The sequence below is a fragment of the Bacillus cereus group sp. MG4 genome (genome assembly GCF_040460055.1).
GTDB lineage: Bacteria > Bacillota > Bacilli > Bacillales > Bacillaceae_G > Bacillus_A > Bacillus_A wiedmannii.
This window is the reverse complement of sequence record NZ_JARVGZ010000001.1, coordinates 550546-575173: the sequence shown is the minus strand read 5'-3', so window position 1 is coordinate 575173 and position 24628 is coordinate 550546. Positions and strand designations below refer to the sequence as shown.

The following is a 24628-nucleotide window of genomic DNA, read 5'->3' as shown; positions in this document are numbered from 1 at the left end:
ACATAAATAAAAGGGGTACATACGAAATGAACGGTTTAATGGAAAATAATTTAAGAACCTTGTTCCTTCTCTTTGTAAGTATAATTGTACTAGTATTTCAAACTATTATTTTTGTAAGAATAGTAATAAATTGGTTCAAGACCAAAAATATGGATAAATTAAAAGAAGATAAACAGTATATTAAAAAGCTAACTATATTATACATAGCAATTATGGTAATAGGCGCTATTACAAACTTACCTTTATTCGGATTTATATTGTTAGGCTTTATGTCTAATACTATTATATTAATGTCTTTAAAGATAGAATTGTCTAATACAAAATCAAGTCAGTTGAAAACTGTGAAGAACTCAAAGCTCATGTTATGGTTTGTAATGAACACTATACACTTAGTACTTTTCTTTGTTGAGGGGATAAAACTCATTAAAAGTATTTAAGGCGATACTTTGAGATAACGATACGACTTCTTATGCATCACTTAATTGCATTACATTGACAAATTTATAGAAGCGATCGTATCTTTTAAAAGAAACAGTCGCTTCTATAAACATATATGTATTAAGATTTATATTTTTTTACTGTACAAGGAATAGTTACGATATACAAATCTATAGCATAGATTGTAACCCAAATCCCTTTCCCTTCAGCTTTTAACTATTTATTTAGTTGAGATAAATGCTCTGAAACTTTTCTTTTCCCCCACCTTCTAGGAAATCATTTTTTCTCCTTTTCTTCTTTTTCTGACATTAAAACTCCACAAAAAATATCAAACACATTTTATTTCTAATTTTATCACTGTATTTCCCCATATTTTAAGCGCTATCTAATCTTGTTTCTCTAGATTTATCTCTATTAAGACTTCTAGTTCATTTATAATTCCTAGTATGTTTGCCTTTATTATTTAGGCAGAATACACAATCAATATATACTAATTTTTCACAGGTCTTTTCTACATTTTATCATTAAGAAATTAATTGAAGGTTTATTTTCTACATTCTTATTTGGTTCGTCAATTTCCGAAACTTGTACTAATCCATACTTATTAAAATCTTGTTTTATAGATTCAGAATCATAGAAGAACATTTTTACACCGTCCATTATCTCATAATAGTCTTTATCCAACTGGTTTCCTTTTCCATACATAGGAGCTTTTTTAGAAACTGTTGTGAAAACCATATATCCACCTGGTTTTAACTGATTATAACAATCTTTAATAAAATTCTCTCTTTCCTGCTCATTCAACAAATGAAGAAGTGCATGACTAAATATCCCATCATACAGTTTGTTATCAAAAGGCATTTCGTTTACCGAACCGTGATACATACTAACATCTTCTAGTCCGTTTTCTCTCGCTAAATCAATTGCAGTTTTTGAAATTTCAATACCAGTTACATTTATACCATTTTCGATAAATACCTTTGCGTTTCTACCATATCCAATACCCGGAACTAGTATGTCTTTAACGTTCTTTTGTAGAAAAAAATCTTTTGTCAAAATTGCAGATTCTGTAGGTTCAAAACCCCACATCGTTTGTTTCTCAATAAAGCTTGATTCCCAAAATTCCATTTTATTTTTATCTCCTTATTCTTATCTCATGTATAACATCACATGAAAGACCTATTAATTTTAACGCTGCTTTTTTCCCCACAGTCACTATAGGTCCATTGAATATAGCATATTAATAAGCCTATATCTAATTTAAAAATTGGTTTAAAATCCACCCCATATTAGTGTGTAAAAAAAAAAAAAAACCAATACTTCCATTGTAGTATTGGCTTTTCTTAATAGCAATTATCTTTTTATATTGTACTGATTTATTACCTTTTCTAACATTTCTAAAGTTATCGGTTGCGCCTTCTCTATTAATTGATAACCAATCCGCCCATTCGGTTCAGCTGTAACTTGCTGTAAACTCTTTAAATCATGAATCCCTTTTTCCCTTAATTGCATAAAAAGTTGTTGTTCTGACATTTTTGCCTGCTTCAACTTCTCTTTTACAATCTCTCCGTTTTCAACAATTATAATGCTACTGCCATTCAGGAGTTGTTCCACCTTCTTTGATTTCAATTCAAAGAAATGAATGATGAGAAGTATACTGGCAAATATTACAGCCACAAATATAGATGGGACTACTTTCCTACTTAATACAGGCTCTACAATAATACGTCCAATTGATACTACTATAATGATTTCAGCTCTTGTCATTTGGCTAACTGATGTACTACCTGTCATTTTTAATGCAATCATTCCAATGAGAATTAAAATAATGCTTTCCCAAATCATATTCATAATAGCCCGATCCTTTAATGGTGAATATTATTAGTATTCTAAATGAATTTTAATTAAACTTTTTTGTGAAAATCAAACTTACATATACTGAAAAAGAATCTATTTTGATCAATCTTTTTTCAACAAGGATTTGATGATTCATCTTCCATTGTCAAAAAAATAAAAAGCATCCGCATGGATGCATAGATTAGACTTATTCATTATTACTCTCTCCACTTTCATCATCAACTGACTTCGAGTCTAACATGCTGCCTATATCAGGTGGTAAAGCTAACTCTATACCAGCTACTGGTTGATTATCTTCATTAAACCATTGTTTTTTAAATTTACTCAATTCTTCATTTTTCTTATTTTCATCCATATTATCCCGCCTTTTATGTATGATATTAAGCACTTTACTTAATATGTACATTAAGAAAGATAATATACTATTTTTTCAACTCCCACACTACTTATACTATTTGTACAGAATGAAAGAGCAAAAAACCTCCTCTGTTTACACAACCCGTTGTACCTGTTAAAAAATCCCCGTACATGCTCCCCCTCATTCTGTTATCATATTAGTGATGAAATATATGTGAGCTATGTAACAAGTACCTGGTCATTTTGTTCATTATTAATATGAGACAAATACTTTTAAAGGGGTAATTATTCCTTGACTTAATTCCTCAAAACATTGAATGAGTTCTGTATATTGTATTTCATGTTGAAAAATCCCTTCTATCCATGTTGTTTGTTCTATTTGACTAAAAAACCAATCTGCATGTTTTTGATAATTATATCCGTCACTTGAACCAATAATCCGCAATTCTTTCTCATAAAAATCAGGGGTTAATGTTAGTTCCTCTAAATTCCCATCAGAAAGTATACATATTTCACTATTACTGTTAAGTACTTTTTGTAATGTATAAAACCCGATATTTGTAGGAGAACATTCGAAACCGTAATTATATGTTTCTATTATTTGTTCTTCTGATTCATATATGTTTTTCGCACCAAACTTCTTTGCAAAAACTCTTCTATTTTTATTAGGCTCAACACCTACATAATATTTCAAGAAATAACAAGCGAGTAAACCGATAACTCCCATTCCAGTTATAAGTACTTTTTCATCCTGCCGCAGATTTAGTTTTAATACTCCTTTAGCAGCATCACACGAAAGAATAGATAATAAAGCAACTTTAGGTTTTATATAACTAGGCACTCGAATTACTTTATCCCCCTTAACTATTCCTACAGTTTCATGTCCATAAAAAGAAACTACTTTATCACCTACATTTAAATTTGTTATATTATTCCCAACTCGAACAACTTCACCATAACTTTCATATCCAGTTTTTCTTGGATAAAAAGGATTAATATCTGTAACATCCGATTCTTTATACTGCGGTAACTCTGCTCCAATACTTATTGCACCTGCAATTGTTTTAACGATAATTTCATCATCCTGTATAAACTTAATTTCGCGTATTTTCCACTTAAGCCATTTTGGTCCTTCTAAAACTAATTTATTTTGTTCCATTTATAACCCTCACATTTTATAAAAATATTTTCTCACAAAATTTCAAACAATGTATAATAGATTCAACTAAAATTTAAGCTATAACGTTGGCTAGCACCCCACAGTGATAATATGATAATTGAATTTGATGGGTATGGAATAAATGAGTATGTTATTGGCCGTAACTGTTCTCTAAACGAATTAAGAACAATGTATTTAAATATAAAAAATGAAGTGATGTCTAATGAAGATTTTCTAAGCTTATTTTGTGTACAGTATCATTATGAACAAATTCAAAAGTTACTACAAGAAGACGTCATAAGCGATGTTGTCATTGATTTAGATACGGACTATATTTATATCCCTAATAGATAATAGTAAACTAGTTTGAATGAATAACAATTACGATTCTGCTAAATGTTTAATAAAATAAGTAATTGCCCAAATTAATGTCGCAAATTGAGTGACAAAATACATTGTCCATTCAAAACCAGTCAATTTTCTCTCTCGTTTCACCTTCTTTAAGTATCTGTAAAATATAAATGTACTTAAAAACATAAGTAACAACGATAATTGTTGTAAATCATCGACTATACGTACCGCCATAGACTCCATCACCTTCCTATTTAAAATAAATGCTACACTTTAAGGTTATCATTTATTGGTAGTTCATTTCCATTTAAATACTTATTCCCTAATTAAAAAGAGCACTCAGCTATTGAGTGCTCTAAAAGATATTAATTTAACACTGTTTCCTTGTAATGATTTTATGTAATTACCCTTACTTTTTATAACTCAGTTCTATCACTTTCGGTATATGCTTGCTATCATATTTCCTCGTATAGATTTCTCCATCTGAAGTAACAAATTGCAATACAATTTCACCACAAATACCATGTGGTATTTCAAATTAACCTTGTGCATTTGAAATACTGCGTTCCTTACTTTCAATAGAATCTTCATAAATTTTCACATTAGAAATAGGTTTGTTATTTTGATCTATGATAATACCTCTTGAATACTTAGCAACCGCAATGCATTGATCATCTTTTTTATAATATTTAATTACGACGATAGCTCCAATTATTATAGCGATACACACAAACAAGAGAATTATTTTGCGTCTCACAACAAACCTCCTTATCCATTTTATTCTTTTTTAAATTGAAAGGTTATACGTTCCACTTGTTTGATTTCCTCAATTACTTTACGAATTCCTTCTTCAATCTTATCTTCCTTCACATTCGATACGTTTAACTTTAATAGTCTTTCTTTTGGAAAACCCCTCACATAATTTTTATCAATCGTATCAATACTTATTTGCATTTCACCTAGTCTTTGTAAAAACATTTCTGAAATACTCGTTTTATGTAATTCTAAACAAGTGTGGATTCCAATTGCATTTTGCTTTGTATATGTAAATAAAAGCGGGTTTTCATTATGCATTCTTTCTAATGTTTCTGCTAGTTTTTTAGATCTATCGTGATAGGAAGATTTAATTTTATTTTTATGACGTTCAAACATGCCACTCTTTATATAAATTTCTAAAGCAGCTTGGGATATCATCGGACTATCGATATCTAAAATCTTTTTATATGTATGGAAAGTCTTCGCGATAACCGGTGGAATAATGGCTACACCAACTCGTAAACCTGGAAAAATAATCTTCGAATAACTTTTCAAATATATGACATGATTACCATGATCCAAGCTATATAACGGATCAGCTTTTGAATCCGTTTCTAAATCTGCTAAATAGTCATCTTCAACTATATATACATTATATTTCTTAGCCAATAACACAATTTTTTCTTTCTCATCTTTAGAATAAGAAGTTCCGAGTGGATGATGATATCTTGGTATTGTATAAAAGAATTTTATTTTACCTGTTTGAAAAATACATTCCAATTCATTTAAGTCAATGCCTTCATTCGTGCGTTTAATACCGATAACAGGAATTTTGTTTATTTCTAGATATTCAATATATAAATGATACGTTGGCTGTTCAATTAATATCGTTTCATTTCCATTTGGAAACGATATAGAAGTTAATATTGCTAGCGCCTGTTGTACACCTGACGTTATAAAAATATTTTCTTCTTTAGTGAAGACTTGATAGTTTGCCAGTTGTTTTTGAATAACCGGAATTAAAGACGGTAAACCTTTCGGCGTCCCATATACAAATAAGTCATTTTTATATGTATCAATGGCTTTATTAATACAATGTTGAAAATCTAAGTATGGAAAAACATCTGGATCTGGTGCTGAGGAAGCAAAATCAATTATCTCGTCGTTTTCTATAGCACTCCCTGATTTTCGAACAACGTAGTATCCACTTTGAGGGACGGAATAAATAATATGACGCTTTTCTAATTCATGTAGTGCCCGTATAACTGTCGCCTTATTGCATTCATATTGCGTAACAAGTGATCGTATAGACGGTAATTTCTTTCCTTCTTTTATCACTCCATGTCGAATCATGTTTTCTATATCATTAAAAATATGTAAATACTTATACATCATTACCACCTCAACATTTAATTTGTACCGGTACAGTTTGTGATTATTCACATTGTAGCACTAGATCATAAAGATTACTATGTACGTATACTGGCCAGTAAGAAATCAACTACTATGAGGTGAAATTATGAAACTTACAACAAAGGCATATTTATCTGCCTTACTCTATTCATTTATTATTGGATTCTCCTTTATGTTTGTGAAATTAGCATTAACCGTTACGAGCCCACTTGATACCCTTGCTCACCGTTTTACAATTGCTTTCGTAGTTGCAAGCATTCCCATTGTTTTCGGTTTCGTAAAGTTAAATATGTCATTTAAAAATATACTTCCCCTTTTACCACTTGCAATATTTTATCCAGCACTATTTTTTGCTTTCCAAGCATTTGGCTTAGTGTATACAAGTTCATCCGAAGCTGGAATTATACAAGCGGCTATTCCTATATTTGCGATGATGTTAGCTTCCTATTTTTTAAAAGAGTATACAAATACATGGCAAAAAATATCTGTACTCATTTCTGTTATCGGTGTCATTTATATATTTATCATGAATGGTATAAGGACTCATGAAACTAGTTTCATAGGTGTTATTCTTATTTTGCTATCGGCATTATCATCTGCTTTCTATAATGTGTTAGCTCGAAAAATGACGAAGAAATTCAAACTAATGGATTTAACTTACACAATGACAGTAATTGGCTTTATTAGCTTTAATTTAATCGCAATCGCCAGCCATATAAGCAAAGGTACAATAACGGCATACTTTAAACCGTTTACGAATGGAACATTTCTTATCTCCATCTTATATTTAGGGTTACTATCTTCCTTGCTGACGGCATTGCTATTAAATTATTCCTTATCATATATTGAAGCCGCTAAAATAAGTGTTTTTAGTAACTTATCTACACTTATTACAATTATCGCAGGCGTTATTTTTTTACACGAGCAAATTTCTTATTTTCATATCATTGGTACAATAATGATTATTTTTGGTGTAATAGGCACAAATTTTTTAGGTAAAAAAGGAATTACAGTGAAAAAGAAGAATATCTCCATGAATAAATAAAAAGTGAGGGATATGTCATGCAGTGCTTAAATACGATTGATATTAGTAACGTTCTAGAATTAGAAAACACTCTTTCTACTTTAGAAAATGAAGTGATTTCTTCAAAACTAGAGCTTGAAAACTGGTAAAAAAACAATCTATATTCATTTGGGAAATTGAAGAACAATTAAGATCACACTATATCGCCTTTCAATGTAATACAGATAATAAAGAAATAAAAGATACTTTTGAATATGATCAACAATTTGTCAGGCCTCTTTTGAAACGTTATCAAAATTCATTTGATAATAAATATTTAGAGTCCCCTTTTCGAATGGAACTTGATCCAAAAACGTATAGCTTACTAGATAAAAAAATAAAGAATGCCCAGACTTTATTTTGTGAAAAGAACATTGATTTAGAAATAAACGAAGACAAACTAGTAACCGAGTACTTCGAAATTACAGGTGGTTTAACTGCACTATGGGACGGTGAAGAAAGAACAATTACTGAACTACAGTCTTACTTACAAGATCCGGATCGTCATATTCGAAAAGAAGTAAAAACACTCATTTCTGAAACATTCTTATCTGTTGAAGATAAATTACAAAGTATATTAAATGAATTAATCGTAATCCGTCACCAAAAAGCGAAAAACATTCAATTAGATAATTATCGTGATTATATGTTTAAAAAACATGAACGTTTTGATTATACACCTGAAGATTGCTATGAACTTGCTGAATCTATTCGTAAATACGTAGTACCACTTATCGATAAAATATTTAATGAGAAAACATCTGAACTTCAAGTAGATAGTCTTCGTCCATGGGATCTAAAAGCAACCGCACCAAATCAAAAAGCATTAAAACCTATCGAAGACGCCAGTGAATTAATCGAAAAAAGTTCTCATATTTTACACAAACTAGATCCTGAATTTTCTAGATTACTGGACCGTATGCGTAAAAATAATTGCTTAGATTTAGAAAGTCGTAAAGGAAAAGGACCAGGAGGATTTTGCGAATATTTACCTGCTTCTCGATTATCTTTCGTTTTCATGAATCTCAATCATACACATTATGATGTTACTACTTTCCTCCATGAAATGGGTCATAGTATTCATAATGAATGTATGAAGCAGTTAGAACTTCAAAAATATTTGGAAATCCCTTCTGAATCAGCAGAACTCGCTAGCATGACAATGGAATTATTTTCAATGGAATATTGGGATGCATTTTATGAGGATAGAGAAGAATTTATAAAAGCAAAATTAGATTTCTTTAAAGATATCGTTAAGTATTTACCGCAAATGCTTATCGTAGATCAATTCCAACATTGGATGTATGAAAATCCTAATCATACTGCTAAAGAAAGAAATGAAAAGTATTTAGAGTTACATAACACTTACCAATCGAACATCGTAAATATTGAAGGTTATGAAAATTGGATCGCAACTGGCTGGTTACCTGTACTACACATATTCGAAATCCCATTCTATTATATCGAATATGCTATCGCACAACTTGGTGCGTTGCAAATGTATAAACAATATAAAGAAAATCCTAAACAAGCAATAGAAAATTATAAAAAGGCTTTATCATTAGGTAGCTCTAGATCTTTAACGGAAGTATATGAAGCAGCTGGAATTCATTTTGATTTCTCTGGTGAAAAAATTAAAGAACTAATGTTATTTGTAGAGGGCGAATTAGGGTCACTTGAACAACTGTAAGAAGGAAGCTGTTCCTATATTTTAGGTTCAGCTTTCTTCTTTATTTTATTTATCAGTTCTATGTACTGAGAATCACCATATCCGATTGTCGGAAAGAGTTGAAACAACTTTGTTAATAATTCTTGAGTTGATAAATCTTTATTTTTAGAGATGAATTTCATTACAGTATTATCTTCTTTTAGCATTTCTAAATATAGATTTATAGACTGATACATTACTGGCAGTAATTCAACAGAAGGTTTTTCATGAGTTACCAATACTTCTTTATATGCACAGTGATAGTTTCCTAACTTCATTTCAGTTTGACTTACTTTAAATTCATCTTCTCTGAAGCTATTAAAGTATACTTTCCCTTCATAGCAAGACTGTTCCAGGTATGAAAGTATAGTAAGTAGATTCATTTGGCAAAACATATCTTCACCAAACCATAAAACAATATATTTATACTTTTTCGTAAAAAGATTTTCTAACGGATCTATTACCTTTTTTGTATAACTTTCTACTGAACTGTTGTGTCCTTCTGCTCTTATATTAATAAAATCTTCATTAAAAACTTGTGTAGTAGCCGTATTTACACACATTGCTTCGTTAAATGGAGCATAATCAGACTCACCCATTAGCTTCTCAGCTTTAAATTCTTCATACATCATTTGACCATTCAATATGTTAAGTACGTCTTTATCAAATAGCTCACTATTCTTATTACGTAACTGTTCAACCTCTATTTTTCTAGAAAGATTCATCTTAAACTCCCCTTCTTTATTTATATTGAGTTTAACAAATGGTTGAATAGGCATTTTGTTAAGTTGGTATTCTCTTGGATTCATTCCAAAAATATTTTTGAAAGCTCTACTATAAGCCTCTTGCGAAGAATAATCATAATCCAATGCGATATCTATTATCTTTTTATCATTCGTCAGATCCTCAGTAGATAAATACAATCTTCTTAAAAGAATATAGCGTCTAATACTAATGCCTGTAACCTGGTGAAATTTAAAAGAACAGTAATACGGAGAATATCCCATATAACGGGATAATTCATTTAATGAAAATTCTTCTTTTAAATTGAGCTCAATCCAATCAATCATCCGCTGTATATGTTCATTCATTTTCTTCACTCCTTATTTAAAAGTATAGGAGAAATTCGTTTCTTTCTTTTGATATTTCTTGTGTTTTATAACATGAGCCATTCACTAAAACCCTTAAAATCTATATGTAAATATTAATTTTATGTTTTTTCATCTATCTTATTTTGTCATAACTTCTATTCATTTTTCAATTTAGCGCGAATTAGTATGACGGACACACCTTACCATTTTTTAAAAGTCAATTTACATCATATTTTATTTTAAAGGATTTCGAATATGAAACACGAATTTTGTAAAATGAGACTCTTTAAATTCTCTAATTAAAAAATTAAAGTTTGGAAAGGACATTACAATGAACGAGCTAGAAAAAGAAATACTTCAATTAATAAATGAACGATATCCATTAAATTTTATTAACATTAAATCCATAACGAATGAAATGTATCGTTGTCGCACAGAACAAGGTACTTACTTCATTAGAATTACAAACTACAAAACATATGAAGAACAGATAGAAGAAGTTACATATACAAACTTTTTATATCAAAATGGTTTAGCAGTTCCTCCAATATTACCTTCTCTTAATGGAAATTTAGTAGAGAAATTAACATTAGGCAAAGAGCTATTTGCTGTACTATATAAAGCTGCTCCCGGTATAAATCTACCAAGGCGCGAATGGAACTCTAATATATTTAAAAAGCTGGGTAAACAAATTGGACAATTACATCGTATTTCTAAAAGCTTTGAAAAGACTAAACAGGTTAAACATATAAACGACTGGTATGAGAATGAAGAATATAATTTTCTTAAGTATATCCCTAAAGAAGAAACTACTATAAGAGAAATTGCATCTAACGTTTTAACTTCTATAAATGAGTTGCAAAAATCCACTTCAAATTACGGCTTAATTCACGGCGATTTATGGTTAGAAAACATTTTAGTTGAAAACAATTCAAACTTAACAATGATTGATTTTCAAGACTGTGAAAAACATTTTTATATATTTGATTTAGCTATTCCTATTTATAGTGCGTTAGAATATTCATTTGCTGGAAATGGGAATATCGTTGACTATGAGCATTCTATTACAAAAGCAATATTTGCCGGGTATCAAGAGGAAAATGAACTACCTAAAGAGATGATAGACAAGTTTCCAATGTTTATTAAATTAAAGGAGATTTTTGAATATAGCTTAATGCATATGTACTGGGATAAAGAAGAATTAACTGAGGAACAAGTACGGATAATGAATCTCTATAGAATGAAGATCGAAAATAAATATACCTATATCAATATTTAAAAATGCTGTTGTTTAACTACAAGGAAACTTTAGTTAAACAACAGCATTTATTAATTAGCTACTAGACAACCTTTTTATTTACTTATAAATACTGAATCAATAATCTGTTTAAATACACTTCATTTTGCGGATTTACTTTCTCAGAAAATCTAGCTGTAATAATAATGAGAGCCCACTGAAAAACTTCATCTCTTGATAAGCCGGTACGACTGCAATATATATGTAAATACATTTCAGCTAATTCTAACGAGGATTGTGAGTACAACAAATATGTTCGAAACACATCTGCACGAAAATCACCCGAACTAGCATCAACCCAATCTATAATATTCACGTTCTTATTATTCAAAATTAGATTAAACGGATGGAAATCCCCATGACATAATCTAGGTTCAAATTTGATTGAATGTAACTTATTCAATATATTTCCCTTTTGTTTTTCATCTAATTTATGTACAGATTTAATTTGACGCTCTAGCCTTTTCCTCATTGATTCCATTTCATCCGTATTCACACGTATAGCATGAATCTTTTTTTGCTCATTAACACATATATTTATGTAATGCTCCGCCTCATTTAGATTATTAAGCAGGAGATCACCTATACTGTCCCCTTTTACATATTCCATAATAATTGCCTGTCTATTTTTTATCTTTGTCACTTCAAATACGTTTGGAACTGATAGTCCGCATAAATAAGCATATTTTTGTTTTTTTGCTTCATTAATAGACTCTGTATCAGGCAGATATTCATTAAATAATTTTACAACCTTAGTATCATAGAGATAGATTTCTGCTGTATTCCCTTTAGCTATCGGATTTCCTAAATTCAATTCATTTCTCTCCTTACTGTAAATTAAGCTGACACATTATACTCCCCTATAAATTCAGTGTAATTATGCTGAAACCCTTCTCCACAAAAATATAAAAAACTTATCACTTTCTATCCTTAAATAGAAAGTGGTAAATTTAATTTACTAGGAATATCGGAAAGGAAATTTGGTGTATGCACAATTGAAAATGCATATCCCTGCTCAATAAATGATACTTCATTATGTTTACTTTGAAATGGTACACTATTTTTCTTAAAGTTAATTTGGATTTGCTGTAAAAATGCTTGATCTGTTGTTCCGAAAGATACGTGTACTTTTAGTGGTAAAGCTTTCATCGCAATTGGAATCCAAGGTCGCTGCCACCAAGTTGCGACGACATAGGCAGTTCCACCTATAACAAAGTTGAAAATATCCCCATCTTCCATTGTTTTCATATCTAGATTTAATTTCAACCATTCCGTAAAAACAGGTACACTTTTAACGGGAAGACCGATTTCTCTTACATATAAAACGTTTAATGGTGAATGCGGTACTAATACATCTTCTTTAACATAACTATGTGCGATAATTTCGAGTAGATTTCCATCACCATCTCTGAAATATAAGTTGAATCGGCCGCTCTCTTCATCAATTGTATGACCATCTTTCCATTTCACAATGAGTAATCCAGACTCTTCAAGCCATCTTACAGTTTCATGAAATTTTGAATATGGAATCTCAAAAGCAAAGTGAGCAGGTGCAATTGGTTCGTATACTTCTTGAAAACTAATTGTTGTGTACGGTGTTACTTCAAATTGAATAAATGATGCTGTTTCTTTTTTTATTGGAAAAGATAATATGTCCTTATAAACTTGTTTTACCCCTTCTATGGAAACCGTTTGTAGTTTTATATCTGAAATATGTGTAATCACGTTACATTCCCCCTAATTTCTTATTATCTATTCGTATTGTATTACATTTATAAATAGATAAAATCAAACGGAAGGGTTGATTTTTTATTTAAAAACTACAACTTTAGTATGAATATGTTAGCTTCTTTCATTGTTAGTACAGTAACGTTTCAAAACAATTATCTTCCATATTTCATTTTTTTGATTAACACTTTACTTATTTCTATTTTTTCAAGTTACCCCTGCATTGTTTCTATATAAAAAAACTGCCTTTCCTTAAACGAAAAGCAGCTTTTACAATAAAATACATTAAGATTTCACAGCAATTATCATAAATCTTTTTGAATTCGTACGAATCCCTTTTTCAGAACGATTTGTGTCAATGAACTTTTGCAAAATAGTAAAATCCTCTTCCTCTTCTCCAAAATTAGGAATAATAGGCGTATGTTTTAATAAGAAAATGAGATCTTCAGGAGTACGGAAATAATCAGTAACATCATATTCACGTACTTGCACAAGTTCAAATCCTGCACTAATAAGTTCACTCATATACTTTTCTTTTAAAGTTCCATCTTTTTCACCTAAGCATTGTCCTCTACCAAATGCTTCTTTAAGGTTTAATTTATCATGTTCGCTAACTTGTTGTGTTAAGAAAAAAGCACCTTTTTTCATTACTTTTGATAATTCAGTTGCTACAAATGGTGCATGACAACTTGAAGCAATATCAAAATGCTCATGCGGAAACGCTAAAGCTTCAGAATCCATTTGAGTAAACTCAACGTTTTGCACAGCTGATTTTTTCAAGTTAGAATGTGCCGTTTCAATCATGCCATTAGAATTATCTATTCCAATTAATAATTTGGCTGAAGATGCTATGTTAAGTACATTTTCTCCTCCACCTGTACCAACATCAAGTAAAACGTCCGTTGATTTGCACCTTTCTTTTACTTCGCTATAAAAGTCCCATGCATCTCCTACAGTTTCGCATTTTATTTTACTAAAATCCCATCCATTTAATCTTCCTACTTTATCATAGAAGCTTTTATACTCTAGTTCATTCATTTTATGTGTTCCCCTTTGTTGATACTTATATATTAAAATGTATTATCAATTATTTACTCTATATTTGTAAGCCAAGTTTCATAAAATGCTTGAATAGTACGATACCTTTTATTTTTTTCTTTATGTAGCGCTTTTTTACATATATTATATAATTCTTGAGTGCTTTCCCATTTTTCAAAACTTTTATCATTTTTTCCACCGATAAAGGCAAAAGCAATTCCAGCTAACACATATACATTCGTTTCACTTGTAATTTGTGCATGCAGTTCATATTCCTCCGGTGCTTTGAAGCGACTTGTTCCCCAAAAATCCTCCCCAATTTCATTGAATACAGGTTTTTTTTTGAAAGAAATCAATATCATAAATCGTAAGTTTTGATTGCTCAAAATTAAATAAAATACTGCCGTCATAAAAATCAACCATGACATAGCCTAGTGACTCCACGTAGATTGCAAACTCAAAAATTTGTGTCAATATGTTAAGTCTCTCCGTCACGGATAATTGTCTTAGCTTAACAAAAGGCGAATTTGGTGCATGGTGCTTTTCAAACGGCGTAAAGTCCCAATGATTGTGCATGCATTCCCCATCAACCCAATGAAACCTTAAACAAAATCCATTTTGCATTTGAATAGAATTAATATATGAAACTAGTAAAGGATGTTGAATTTGTTCATACACTTCTTTTGCTTTCTTTAGTCGCTGGATTGCGTTCTCTACATTACCTTTGTACTCTAAATTACAAGCACCGGCATACTTCAAAAAGTACGGTGTCCATTTTCAATAATACCAAAGCTAATATTTCCTGAGTCTTGCTGATCAAAAACAGTAAATACTTCTACACCCTTTAACCAATCAAAATTATGATCCTCAACTAATGTTATTGGGTATTGATTTTTTCCTATTGTAATATTTATCATGCGCTGCTCCTAGCTTTGAACGAACGTAGTTTATAGAGGTATGATACGCATACTCAAATTATTTTTACCTCGTACTTTGTTTTCTTCTGTTTGTTCATAAAACATCACTCCTTTCAAATTAAGGTCGTTTATTCATTCAAAACTGACAAAATGTTCTTAATTTCTATTATATATTATAAAATACAAATTATAAGGAAAATATATTCCATGTGCACTAACAGTTTACATAATAAATTTATATTTCATTTATCTGTATAATCAATATCTCTTCTTCTTCGCCACTATCTAAAACAGTACGGACTGTTTTTACATAATCAAATAAACTATATTTAATGCAAAATACTTTTACTACAGGCAATATACTGTTTCATAATGGAGGATATACACTTAAAAAGAAATTATTTAAAACAAAATCCCCTTTTAAATTTTCCTTTTTGCTGCTAATTTAGAAACTGCTGAAATAATACAGGATCCTCTTTTAAAAGTTCTTCTAAAAACTTAAGTTGCGGGAAAGGTTGTAAGATTAACTCTTTATCCATTTTTTCTTTCAATATAGCCATTCCACCTTGCTTAATATAATCATTTAGTGTTATTTCCTTATTACAAATTAACTTAATATCACTTACTGAAATTAATAATAATCCATTCGTTTCAGAAGAGGGATTGGGTACATTTTTTGAATGCGCCATGTACATAATAGATAAAGTTTCATGTGGACTATCAATAATTAATATTGGATTGATTTCATTTTCTACCTTTATTTTCTTTGATTGTGCACTCCAATTCTTTTTGTAATATATACTTGGCGAACTCAAAATGGTAATATCGATAGCAGCTTCTTCTTTCACTTCTCTTTTAGCTGTTTCTACTGCTGTTTCATCCCCTTCTTTATGTCCTCCGAGCCTTACTACACCTAATGTATCACCTTTATTCGTTGGACCAACTTGAAAAACAAATAAATTCTTATATATTACATACGCACCAGCTGTTCGCACATTCTTATCTATATGTATCAATATTCCCCCTCCTAACGACCTTTGAATAAAATAGTTTACTATAATTTTATTATGTATTTAAATTATCTTCAATCCAACACACAGTATCAAGTAGGTTTTGCGCTATATAAGTAGGCGCCGTTTCTATCCACTAATTTCTATACTTTGTTAATGAGCTTTCTCCCCATCCTGTTCGTACCAAAATCTTTTTCATATTCGCCCTTTTAGCTGCAATCATATCCGTACTCCCTGTATCTCCAATAAGAAAACAGTCTTTTAAGCATAGATTATGTTCTTTCGCTGCTTTTAAAAGTAAATCTATATTCGTTTTTTGGCAGTCGCAACTTGTCTTGATATTTATGGATATATTTATAAAGAAAAAAGGCATATAATTAATGCCATTTTTTTTATCATCATTTAACTGGATAACAAACTTCTGTAACCCACTTATTAGGATCCGATTCCATCGCTGGGCTCACATGATAAATATTAAACATCGGGCCTGCTAATTCATAACCTTCTGACTCAATCCATTTTGCTGCAGCCTCATTTACAGCTGTCATTTGTTCATAACTTCCATTAACTGTTATAGAGGCTACATGAGTTGATTCAATATTTTTAAATGTAACATCATTTTTATTTTCATGTTTACCTAAAATACTTAACTGTATTTCTACATCTACATCATTTTCTTTGTATTCGCGATCATGGAAGACCGCAATACTATAACTCGGATGGGCAATACTAATATTTTTCATATAAATTTCTTGCATTAATATACTCCATACATCCCCTTCGCAATTATATGATGGAATAATCTTTCTAACACTAGCTACATTTCTTTTTGGAATTTCTTTTATTGAAACATGATAGTTCATCTCAACAGCATCCTCTCTCATCATTTTCATTGAGGTTTCGAGAAGACGTAATTGTTTTTGGAGGTTATTCATGTCTTCCATAATTTGAGCACTACGATTTAAAAATTGTTCCTTAATACCATCTATATTATCGGATTCTACTATTTCTTTAATTGTAGCAATATTAAATCCCATATCTTTTAACGTTTGAATTCGATTTACTTTCTTTAATTGGGCTGCTGAATAGTATCGATATCCACTTTGTTCATCAACTTTTACTGGTTGTAATAATTCCACTTTATCGTAGTGTCTCAACATTCGTATACTAATGGAAGATAATTTTGAAAAATCCCCTATTTTAAACATGTTTTCCTCCTATGAATTACATCTACTTCGAAGCTCAACTTTATCTTAAACAATGACATTGTGTGAGAGTCAACTGTTTATAACGCTTAAATTATATTTCTTTAATTATTTACCTTTATATCCTTTTCCTTCTTAAGGCTATAAAGATTGATATTAATCCGTTCACAGCTAATAAAATTACTATAATACTTATAAGTAAAGCTACATCTGCCGCAAAGATTTTAATCGTATGCCATGGTGATCTTGTACTATAAGTAAGAATTGGAATGAAAATAATAGATAATAGTAGGAATAGATTCCCTATAAATAACCAAGTTAGTCTTTTAACAGTTTTCTTATGTTTATATTTTTTAATTAACATAATTGATATAATGAAAAGCGCGAATATAACTATAGACATAACAATTTGTATAAATGGTATGTTTGTTGGAGGATCAACCGGTACTTCTCCATTCAAAATACTAATAATCCCATTTTTCAATACCGATAGTGCTGATTCTTCTAATACATGATTTTTATTTGTTAAAATCACACCACCCCAGCCACTTTTATTTAAAATAAATATTTCTGCACGAGCATCAGGCGTTGATCCTGAATGCCAAATCATCGTTTCGCTTTCATTTATATTTGTTGTTCTTAATCCAAAACCATAACTTTTTTCTGAATTTATTTTATAAAGTGGTGACAGATAAAGATCCATGTTTTCTTGCTTTAAAAATTGAGCATCCTCTGGCCGATTCAAAAACATAATATATTGAATCATATCTTCTAAATTTGCAGTAATATAGCCATACGGTGCCCCTGCATTATCATAGGACACTACACTTTTTCTTGGTATGCCAAACCACGACTGATAACCTGTTAAATAACCTTTTTCATATGCAGTTTCTTTACTTGCTGCCGCGCCATTCATATTTAATGGCTGAAAAATATGCTTTTCCATATATGATGAATATGTTTCATTTGTGACGGCCTCAATAAGCGCACCAAGTATTATATAATTCGCATTACTATATTGATATTTTTCACCTGGTGGAGCAGTTAATTTTATATTTGATAGTTTCATTACATTTTCTTGTAATGCTGTAGACTTTTCGGATTGCTTATCTGATAATGCTAAGCCCTCATATGTACTGATTCCGCTTGTATGAGTTAGTAGATGTTGGATTGTTATAGTTGAGGATATTTTAGGATATTTTAGTTTAAACCAAGGAAGATACCGTTGAACTGGATCCTCTAATTTTAATTTTTTATCTTCTATTAATTTCACTATAGCTAAAGCTGATAAAGATTTACTTATTGAGCCGATTGCAAATGGGGTTTTACTAGTTATCTTTTTTTCAGATTCTCCAGTAGTCCCCATCGTTTTTGTGAAAAACACATCTTTTTTATGTACAATTGCAACAGAAGCTCCTGGAATGTTCTGCTCCTTTATAAATTTTTCAATATACTTATCTAATGCAATTTTAATATTTTGCTGAGCATAAACTTTTGAATCTGTAATACATAACATTAATACACTACAAAGAATATAAATTAGAGACATTTTATAGATCGTATTCTTCATTATGCTTTAGACAGCTTTCGTCTTTTATAACTTACTAAACTAATAAATACTACTGCAGAGAACATAAAACTAATCATTATTAATAATGAATTCCACCATTGATTTTCTGAAATACGATATAAAAGATTATACTGAAATGTATTTTTACTATTAGTTGGATTAAATGATCTAGTTAAAAATATTGTGAATGTAGTTTGCGAGATGAGGTAAGTAATAATTGCGATGAATATGCCGCGTAAGATAGATGTGTTTAATTTCCCCTTTTCATTTTTAAGTTGTTTCATTTTAACTTGTAAATCAATCTCATTTATTTCTAAATAATCTTGAACAAATAACTGAGGTGTACCTAAATCATCTATACTATCTTCACCATGTTCACGACATTCTTGAATATGTTCTAATATTTGTCTCTTAACATTTTCCATTTCTTCTAAACTAATATCGTATTGCTTTAATTCCTTAAGTACATCTGTTAAAAATTGCTTTTCTTTACCTATCAATCTATTCCCCATTTCAGAAGGTCTCCTTTCAAACCACTTTTTAATAATGTTTGAATATCCGATTGCAATTCTAACCACTCGTTAATTTTCTTCTCAAGACGTATTTTTCCGTTTTCATTAATTTCATAATAAATCCTAACTTTACCATTGTCTGTTACTTCTTGATAAGTATTAACCCACTCTTGATTTTTCAACTTAGTTAAAATGGGATAAATGCTTCCTACTCCTTTCAATTTTAAATTGTTTACTTCAAGTTCTTTCATAATCTCATAACCATAACTTTTCTTTTTCGACAAAATAGATAATACACACATTTCTAAATGACCTTTAATTAAACTTGTTCTATCCATAGGATAAATTTAACAGAAATATATACTTCATTCAAGTATATATTTCTGTTAAATTTAAAAAATCAGATAATAAAACAAAAAGATTGATAAGTACAATGTTTACTTATGAACTGTTTTCACCTTTATTCATCATTTTTATAATATAATAATTACATAATATATCAACTATTTATCCCTATTAGTTTTTTATATCTCCTTACCTTCTTATTCTCTTAGTGAAAAATATCGTATGCGGGACATAAAAATAATAAAAGATCCAATTTCTTAATTTTGATATTAAGAAATTGAATCTTCTTTCATTACCTTGTATTAATCATACTGCGTTAATATATACATTATAAAGAATATACGTTTTATATAAGTTATGTTAATAACACATAAACTAATAAAACTTTACTGATTACTCTCAAGACATTCATAAACCGCCATCATATCTCGTTTATCCAATTCGCGAATGCGATTAAAAATTGGTATTTGCGCAACAACTTCTTTTAGTCCTTCGTCATTAATACCAGTTGCATTACAAGTTACACATGAGATTGTTAGTTTAAATACACCATCATGTAGATTATCTTCCGTTATAACTTTCTTTCCTTTACAGAATGGACATGGATTACTTTTTTTAATTTTATTAATTTGGGTAACTAACTTTTTGTATCCAAACGCTTCATATACATACGTAAGTTTTTTATATTTACCATTTGTGAAATACTTATCTATAATATTTTCTCTCGTTTCATAAACATTAGGGAAATCACAAACAGTTACTTGATTATTAACACTAATGGATTCGATATTTCCTTTTATTTCATCCCGGAATGGTAAGACATTTTGTAACACCATTTCGTAGTTTGAAAAGCTTGCCTGTTCTAATTCAAACATTTTCAGTGCAACTTGTGCTTTTCTTGGCAGTAAAGAAACATCTTCTGTCAATATCATATCGCCACTAACAATAGATTTTAATTTTTGAAGTGCAGGTAAATCACCGACTATCTTCAACACTTCATCAATAGGTTGATTGATAATTTCACGAATATCGAAGTTACCAAATTTAAGCGGTTTATGATGATTTAATACCGTCCCTTCACAAATTGGACATGTCATCTTTTCTTTAGAAGTCTTAATTTCTTCTTTAATAGCTGCTTTTGAAATAACAATATATCCACCAATAATCGTATTAAATCCTACCCATGTTCTGCGTGTCTTTCCTTTTTTATCATAAAATGATTTATCAAAATATCCGTACCAAAACGTATGCTTTTCTTCTTCTGACATATCATTATAGCTCTTTGATAAATCGTGACCAAGCTCATTTTTAATTTCTGCAAATAGAAATTCTATTTTTTCATATTGATAAAATTTTAATACTTTCATGATTTCCGGATCGAATAAACCGTCCCAAAATGGAACGTTTTTATCTTGAATTGTAATATCTTTATCGAAAACTTCAATTTGAAGACGTCCAGAACAAGATGGACAATGGTTGTCCTGTGAATAGAAATCAAAACTTCTCGTATCTTTATTAGTTGGATGAGCAGCTACAATATGATTAATTAATCCACCAATTTCATATAAGAAACTATATTGACTATATAAATGTCTTTCAAGATCAATAGCAACAACAGGTGCAATTGTATTAGATTCATATTCACTATAAATTAAACGGGCCATTGATGATAAACTTTTTAAAATACCACCCTTATAAATGTTTTCGGCATTTTTAAAATAGTGAATATGATTTTCTTCTAAATAGTGAACGCCTTCTTTATGCTTAAGTGCTGAAGAAATATGTATTTGCTCAGCATAATTCACACTGCTTTTTTGACGATAATAATCTTCATGACTTACTACATCAAGATGCTTTATAGATTCAAGCTGTCTCTTCCCAAAATCTACAATATAATCAGAGCTTTCTAACATGTAACTATTATGTTCAATCATAATGATAGAAACTGATTCATCTTGCAATATCCCTCTAACACTATCTATAAATTGATTTAAAATATTTTGTGATAACCCCTTTGAAGGTTCATCAAAAATAAATAATGTATGTGGATTTCTTGTGTTTGCAAATAACTCCGAAACTAAGTGAACACATTGAAACTCACCCGTTGATAATGTTTGTGTTTTTCGTTCTAACGTTAAATAGCCAAGTCCTAGTTTAATTAATAGGCTCAAGCGTTTATACGCAATATCTTCATTTGGAAGTTCATCAATAATATCTTCAATCGAGCGCTCGAAAATATCATCGATTTCTTCACTATACTTTGTGAGTTTCTTTTTAATATCTAGGAAAGTGGCTACAGTTGATCGACTTGTAATGGATTGATTTCGATCTTGTCCTACCATAACTAATTTATCTTTTGGATATCGTTTCAAGAAATCTGTAGCTAAACATTCATTGACAAGTGTAGATTTCCCGCATCCAGATTCTCCAGTAACTGTTACAAGCCTATTTTTAGGAATCTGAAACTCCGCCATTTGGATATTACGGCAATATAATTCTTGGAATGTATAATATTCTGTTGGTACTTCTTTATTTAGATCCGACAGTATTGGTTTTGGTCTTGGCGATTCTTTCACAATTTGTCCACCATATTTTCCGCTACCAGGTCCAAAGAACAATTGCTCATCTGTTGTATCCAGTACAGTATCTGAATGATCAATGAGCCAAATTTGATTTTTACACCCTAACTGCTTAATCTCTTCTAATATTTGTAATAATGTTTCATGATCAAGTCCAACTGAAATCTCATCAATAATAATTACAGCATTTTCGCTTACTGCCATGAATTCAGCCAAATATAGTCTTGTTAACTCTCCACCTGACAACGTACCCATAATTCGATTTAATGTTAAATAACCAATGTTCATATTAATTATATTTTGCAGTATATGTTGCTTTGCTTCACTAATATTTAACTCTTCCGCTAACGAAAGAATAGACTCAACACTTAAATCATTAATATTTGAAATTGTATGTGGTTTAGCAAATAAATCTATCGTATGTTGTTCGATTTCTTCGCTATAACGTTTTCCCTTACATTTTTTACACTCAATATTTTTAGTAGTACCTCGGCCTTTACAGCCAGTACACCAGCCTAACTGGTTATTGAATGAAAAAACCTCAGGTGAAAGATGAAATACATCAGCAAGTTTTTCGCGTACCTCTGTGAAAACACCAGTATGTGTACCGATTGTTGAACGTGGATTGGAAGAAATCGATGATTTTCCTAGAAAAAGAACTAAAGGCATATCTTCTATCTTAATAGCACTAAAATTCGTTTCCATAATGTTAGGAAATAAATATTGATATTCAGCCTTTGGCAATAAAGAAACTAATCGTTTTTTTGATTCTTCACCAATCGTTTGACAAAAGGTTGTTTTACCTGATCCTGATAAACCAGCGATTCCAAACGACTTATTAAATGGAATCACTGTATCTAATTTATTTATGTTATTAGCAATTAATTGATTTACTTTCATATTAACCTCTATTCTTATTTTTCTTTAAAATCATTTTTACAGTGTAATAATTACACAATGAATATAATCTTTTATACAATTATCCTCTCACTTCAAGGATCTTATCCTTATATGTTTCAAACCATTGTTGCCATTCATCTTTAGAAAATTCTTTTTCTTTTCCTTCTAGTACGGAGGAAAAAAGATTTAAGCAAATATGCCAACCAGCTATATCTTTCGGAGTATGATCTGTAAACTCATGAATGTACTCTTTAAGAAGTAAAAGAGTACCATTTTCTTCTTTATGTATTTCAAATCGGACACGATCTTTATCCCAACTAAATTCTAGTACTGTGTTTAGTTGACACTCTAAAATATCAATATTTATAAATGAACCGTCCATCATGTCGAACTTTATTATTCCACCCGTTTTAAGACTTTCAATTTGTAAATTAGACATCCATTTTTTTAGCTTACTGTTTTCTGTTAAAACAGACCAAACTTCCTCTATCGTATATGAAAATTGTCGTTCAAACTTTACAATATATCCATCAGTTACTTTTTTAATTTTAGCTACCATATATATTGCCCCCTACTCTTAAACAGAATATATGTTCTTCTTTTATTTTACCCGATTTTATATATAAAATAAATCTTTAATGAAGTATTAATTATCATAAATAATCTCTTACATATTACATACCAATAAAAAAAGCCGCATTTGCGACTCATGAAATTATAATATTAACCCTTGCTTTTATTGAATGACTTACCGCTTATTCGCATCAACAATTAAAGATGGAAAACCAAGCTTATCACCCTTATTTCTAGAATCATATCTTTTCGATCGGAAAATAACACCGTCGTTTGCATCCCATTCGTTGTAATAAAACTGACCATTTTCATCACAATATTCAAGTAAAACTACCTCAAATCCAGCAATTTCAAACATTTTCGTTAATGTTTTATAATTATGAACAATTTTATGACTTGCTGCTGGATGATCTTTCGGGCCAGGTCCGCCTATTTGAACTATATTTTGGTATGCTTCGTCTCGGAAAAATGCATCAGGAACACCACAACGAATATGTCCTGCTGGTTTTAAAAATTGATAACAAATTCCTGCTGCCCTTACACCTTCTTCAAACGTAAGGTGTTCCCATACATGCTCAGCTAAAATAGCTGAAATAGAGTTGTATTCAAATCTTTCTTCCCACGTAGCTTTATCTAGTAAGTTAAGTTCATCTTCTTGCGTTTGAATCCAACCTGGATTATTATTAAACACTCCAGCTCCGACTACTACTTTAATTTCGTCTTGTTTTATTGCCAGCACTTTCACCTCGTAAACATTTTTA

The 24628-nt window shown here is 30.3% G+C and carries 25 protein-coding genes and 2 pseudogenes; 5 read left to right on the top strand and 22 right to left on the bottom strand.

Going from position 1 to position 24628, the window contains the following annotated elements; genetic code table 11:
• The first annotated feature begins 26 nt into the window (after window positions 1-26).
• Window positions 27-437, top strand: coding sequence for a hypothetical protein (locus tag QCI41_RS02895; protein ID WP_353838406.1), 411 nt, complete (start codon window positions 27-29; stop codon window positions 435-437).
• A 499-nt stretch (window positions 438-936) separates the two neighbouring features.
• Here QCI41_RS02895 and QCI41_RS02890 read toward each other — a convergent pair whose 3' ends face one another.
• The 4 genes from QCI41_RS02890 to QCI41_RS02875 form a co-directional block, all read right to left on the bottom strand.
• Entirely contained in the window at window positions 937-1566 is a 630-nt protein-coding gene (locus tag QCI41_RS02890; protein ID WP_353838407.1) for a class I SAM-dependent methyltransferase, read from the bottom strand.
• 225 nt (window positions 1567-1791) lie between these two features.
• Window positions 1792-2289: a DUF421 domain-containing protein gene (locus QCI41_RS02885; RefSeq protein ID WP_353838408.1), complete on the bottom strand. Its 498-nt coding sequence runs from the start codon at window positions 2287-2289 to the stop codon at window positions 1792-1794.
• Window positions 2290-2482: 193 nt separating this feature from the next.
• Complete coding sequence (locus QCI41_RS02880) at window positions 2483-2650, bottom strand: hypothetical protein (protein WP_283885982.1); 168 nt, start codon at window positions 2648-2650, stop codon at window positions 2483-2485.
• Window positions 2651-2905: 255 nt separating this feature from the next.
• Window positions 2906-3811: an MDR/zinc-dependent alcohol dehydrogenase-like family protein gene (locus tag QCI41_RS02875; protein WP_353838409.1), complete on the bottom strand. Its 906-nt coding sequence runs from the start codon at window positions 3809-3811 to the stop codon at window positions 2906-2908.
• Between the two features lie 111 nt (window positions 3812-3922).
• On the opposite strand from QCI41_RS02875, the gene QCI41_RS02870 reads away from it, so the two are divergent.
• Window positions 3923-4165 carry a hypothetical protein gene (locus tag QCI41_RS02870; RefSeq protein ID WP_353838410.1) on the top strand — a complete coding sequence of 81 codons (243 nt, stop codon included), beginning with the start codon at window positions 3923-3925 and terminating at the stop codon, window positions 4163-4165.
• Window positions 4166-4192: 27 nt separating this feature from the next.
• Here QCI41_RS02870 and QCI41_RS02865 read toward each other — a convergent pair whose 3' ends face one another.
• The 3 genes and pseudogenes from QCI41_RS02865 to QCI41_RS02855 all read right to left on the bottom strand — a co-directional run bounded on the left by QCI41_RS02865 (window position 4193) and on the right by QCI41_RS02855 (window position 6310).
• Entirely contained in the window at window positions 4193-4396 is a 204-nt protein-coding gene (locus QCI41_RS02865) for a hypothetical protein (protein WP_000290886.1), read from the bottom strand.
• A gap of 175 nt (window positions 4397-4571) precedes the next feature.
• Window positions 4572-4919 (bottom strand): annotated as a pseudogene (locus QCI41_RS02860) (carboxypeptidase regulatory-like domain-containing protein).
• 20 nt (window positions 4920-4939) lie between these two features.
• Window positions 4940-6310: an aminotransferase-like domain-containing protein gene (locus QCI41_RS02855; protein WP_353838411.1), complete on the bottom strand. Its 1371-nt coding sequence runs from the start codon at window positions 6308-6310 to the stop codon at window positions 4940-4942.
• A 127-nt stretch (window positions 6311-6437) separates the two neighbouring features.
• Here QCI41_RS02855 and QCI41_RS02850 point away from each other — a divergent pair, with 127 nt between their 5' ends.
• Together QCI41_RS02850 and QCI41_RS02845 are read left to right on the top strand one after the other, a co-directional pair.
• On the top strand, window positions 6438-7376 hold the full coding sequence (locus QCI41_RS02850) for a DMT family transporter (protein WP_353838412.1): 939 nt from the start codon (window positions 6438-6440) through the stop codon (window positions 7374-7376).
• Between the two features lie 17 nt (window positions 7377-7393).
• A pseudogene (locus QCI41_RS02845) lies at window positions 7394-9084 on the top strand (M3 family oligoendopeptidase).
• A 14-nt stretch (window positions 9085-9098) separates the two neighbouring features.
• Here QCI41_RS02845 and QCI41_RS02840 read toward each other — a convergent pair.
• Entirely contained in the window at window positions 9099-10193 is a 1095-nt protein-coding gene (locus QCI41_RS02840; RefSeq protein ID WP_353838413.1) for a helix-turn-helix domain-containing protein, read from the bottom strand.
• Between the two features lie 331 nt (window positions 10194-10524).
• Between QCI41_RS02840 and QCI41_RS02835 the strand changes: the two genes are divergently transcribed.
• Window positions 10525-11472: a phosphotransferase enzyme family protein gene (locus QCI41_RS02835; protein WP_353838414.1), complete on the top strand. Its 948-nt coding sequence runs from the start codon at window positions 10525-10527 to the stop codon at window positions 11470-11472.
• A gap of 82 nt (window positions 11473-11554) precedes the next feature.
• Here the strand turns inward: QCI41_RS02835 and QCI41_RS02830 are convergent, their stop codons facing one another.
• From QCI41_RS02830 to QCI41_RS02770, 14 genes are all read right to left on the bottom strand, one after another.
• A complete protein-coding gene (locus QCI41_RS02830) occupies window positions 11555-12304 on the bottom strand; it encodes a phosphotransferase family protein (RefSeq protein WP_353838415.1) in 750 nt (249 codons plus the stop codon).
• A gap of 116 nt (window positions 12305-12420) precedes the next feature.
• On the bottom strand, window positions 12421-13215 hold the full coding sequence (locus QCI41_RS02825; RefSeq protein WP_353838416.1) for a VOC family protein: 795 nt from the start codon (window positions 13213-13215) through the stop codon (window positions 12421-12423).
• Window positions 13216-13503: 288 nt separating this feature from the next.
• On the bottom strand, window positions 13504-14256 hold the full coding sequence (locus QCI41_RS02820; RefSeq protein ID WP_353838417.1) for a class I SAM-dependent methyltransferase: 753 nt from the start codon (window positions 14254-14256) through the stop codon (window positions 13504-13506).
• 53 nt (window positions 14257-14309) lie between these two features.
• A complete protein-coding gene (locus QCI41_RS30625; protein ID WP_483299058.1) occupies window positions 14310-14684 on the bottom strand; it encodes a hypothetical protein in 375 nt (124 codons plus the stop codon).
• A gap of 327 nt (window positions 14685-15011) precedes the next feature.
• Entirely contained in the window at window positions 15012-15173 is a 162-nt protein-coding gene (locus tag QCI41_RS30620) for a hypothetical protein (RefSeq protein WP_483299059.1), read from the bottom strand.
• A gap of 440 nt (window positions 15174-15613) precedes the next feature.
• Complete coding sequence (locus QCI41_RS02810) at window positions 15614-16189, bottom strand: NUDIX hydrolase (protein WP_353838418.1); 576 nt, start codon at window positions 16187-16189, stop codon at window positions 15614-15616.
• Window positions 16190-16319: 130 nt separating this feature from the next.
• The gene (locus tag QCI41_RS02805) at window positions 16320-16556 is read right to left on the bottom strand and encodes an HAD hydrolase-like protein (protein WP_353838420.1); all 237 of its coding nucleotides are present in this window, start codon (window positions 16554-16556) and stop codon (window positions 16320-16322) included.
• 25 nt (window positions 16557-16581) lie between these two features.
• Window positions 16582-17391: a MerR family transcriptional regulator gene (locus QCI41_RS02800; RefSeq protein WP_353838422.1), complete on the bottom strand. Its 810-nt coding sequence runs from the start codon at window positions 17389-17391 to the stop codon at window positions 16582-16584.
• A gap of 115 nt (window positions 17392-17506) precedes the next feature.
• Window positions 17507-18958 carry a serine hydrolase domain-containing protein gene (locus QCI41_RS02795; RefSeq protein ID WP_353838425.1) on the bottom strand — a complete coding sequence of 484 codons (1452 nt, stop codon included), beginning with the start codon at window positions 18956-18958 and terminating at the stop codon, window positions 17507-17509.
• Window positions 18958-19470 (bottom strand): hypothetical protein, encoded by a 513-nt coding sequence (locus tag QCI41_RS02790; protein WP_353838427.1) that lies wholly within the window; start codon window positions 19468-19470, stop codon window positions 18958-18960. Before QCI41_RS02790 ends, QCI41_RS02795 begins: the two co-directional genes overlap by 1 nt.
• Complete coding sequence (locus QCI41_RS02785; RefSeq protein WP_353838429.1) at window positions 19455-19808, bottom strand: PadR family transcriptional regulator; 354 nt, start codon at window positions 19806-19808, stop codon at window positions 19455-19457. The genes QCI41_RS02790 and QCI41_RS02785 overlap by 16 nt, the downstream gene beginning before the upstream one ends.
• A gap of 393 nt (window positions 19809-20201) precedes the next feature.
• A complete protein-coding gene (locus QCI41_RS02780) occupies window positions 20202-23294 on the bottom strand; it encodes an ATP-binding cassette domain-containing protein (protein WP_353838430.1) in 3093 nt (1030 codons plus the stop codon).
• Between the two features lie 79 nt (window positions 23295-23373).
• On the bottom strand, window positions 23374-23853 hold the full coding sequence (locus QCI41_RS02775) for an SRPBCC family protein (protein WP_353838431.1): 480 nt from the start codon (window positions 23851-23853) through the stop codon (window positions 23374-23376).
• Between the two features lie 189 nt (window positions 23854-24042).
• On the bottom strand, window positions 24043-24603 hold the full coding sequence (locus tag QCI41_RS02770) for a class I SAM-dependent methyltransferase (protein ID WP_353838881.1): 561 nt from the start codon (window positions 24601-24603) through the stop codon (window positions 24043-24045).
• Between the last annotated feature and the right edge of the window lie 25 nt (window positions 24604-24628).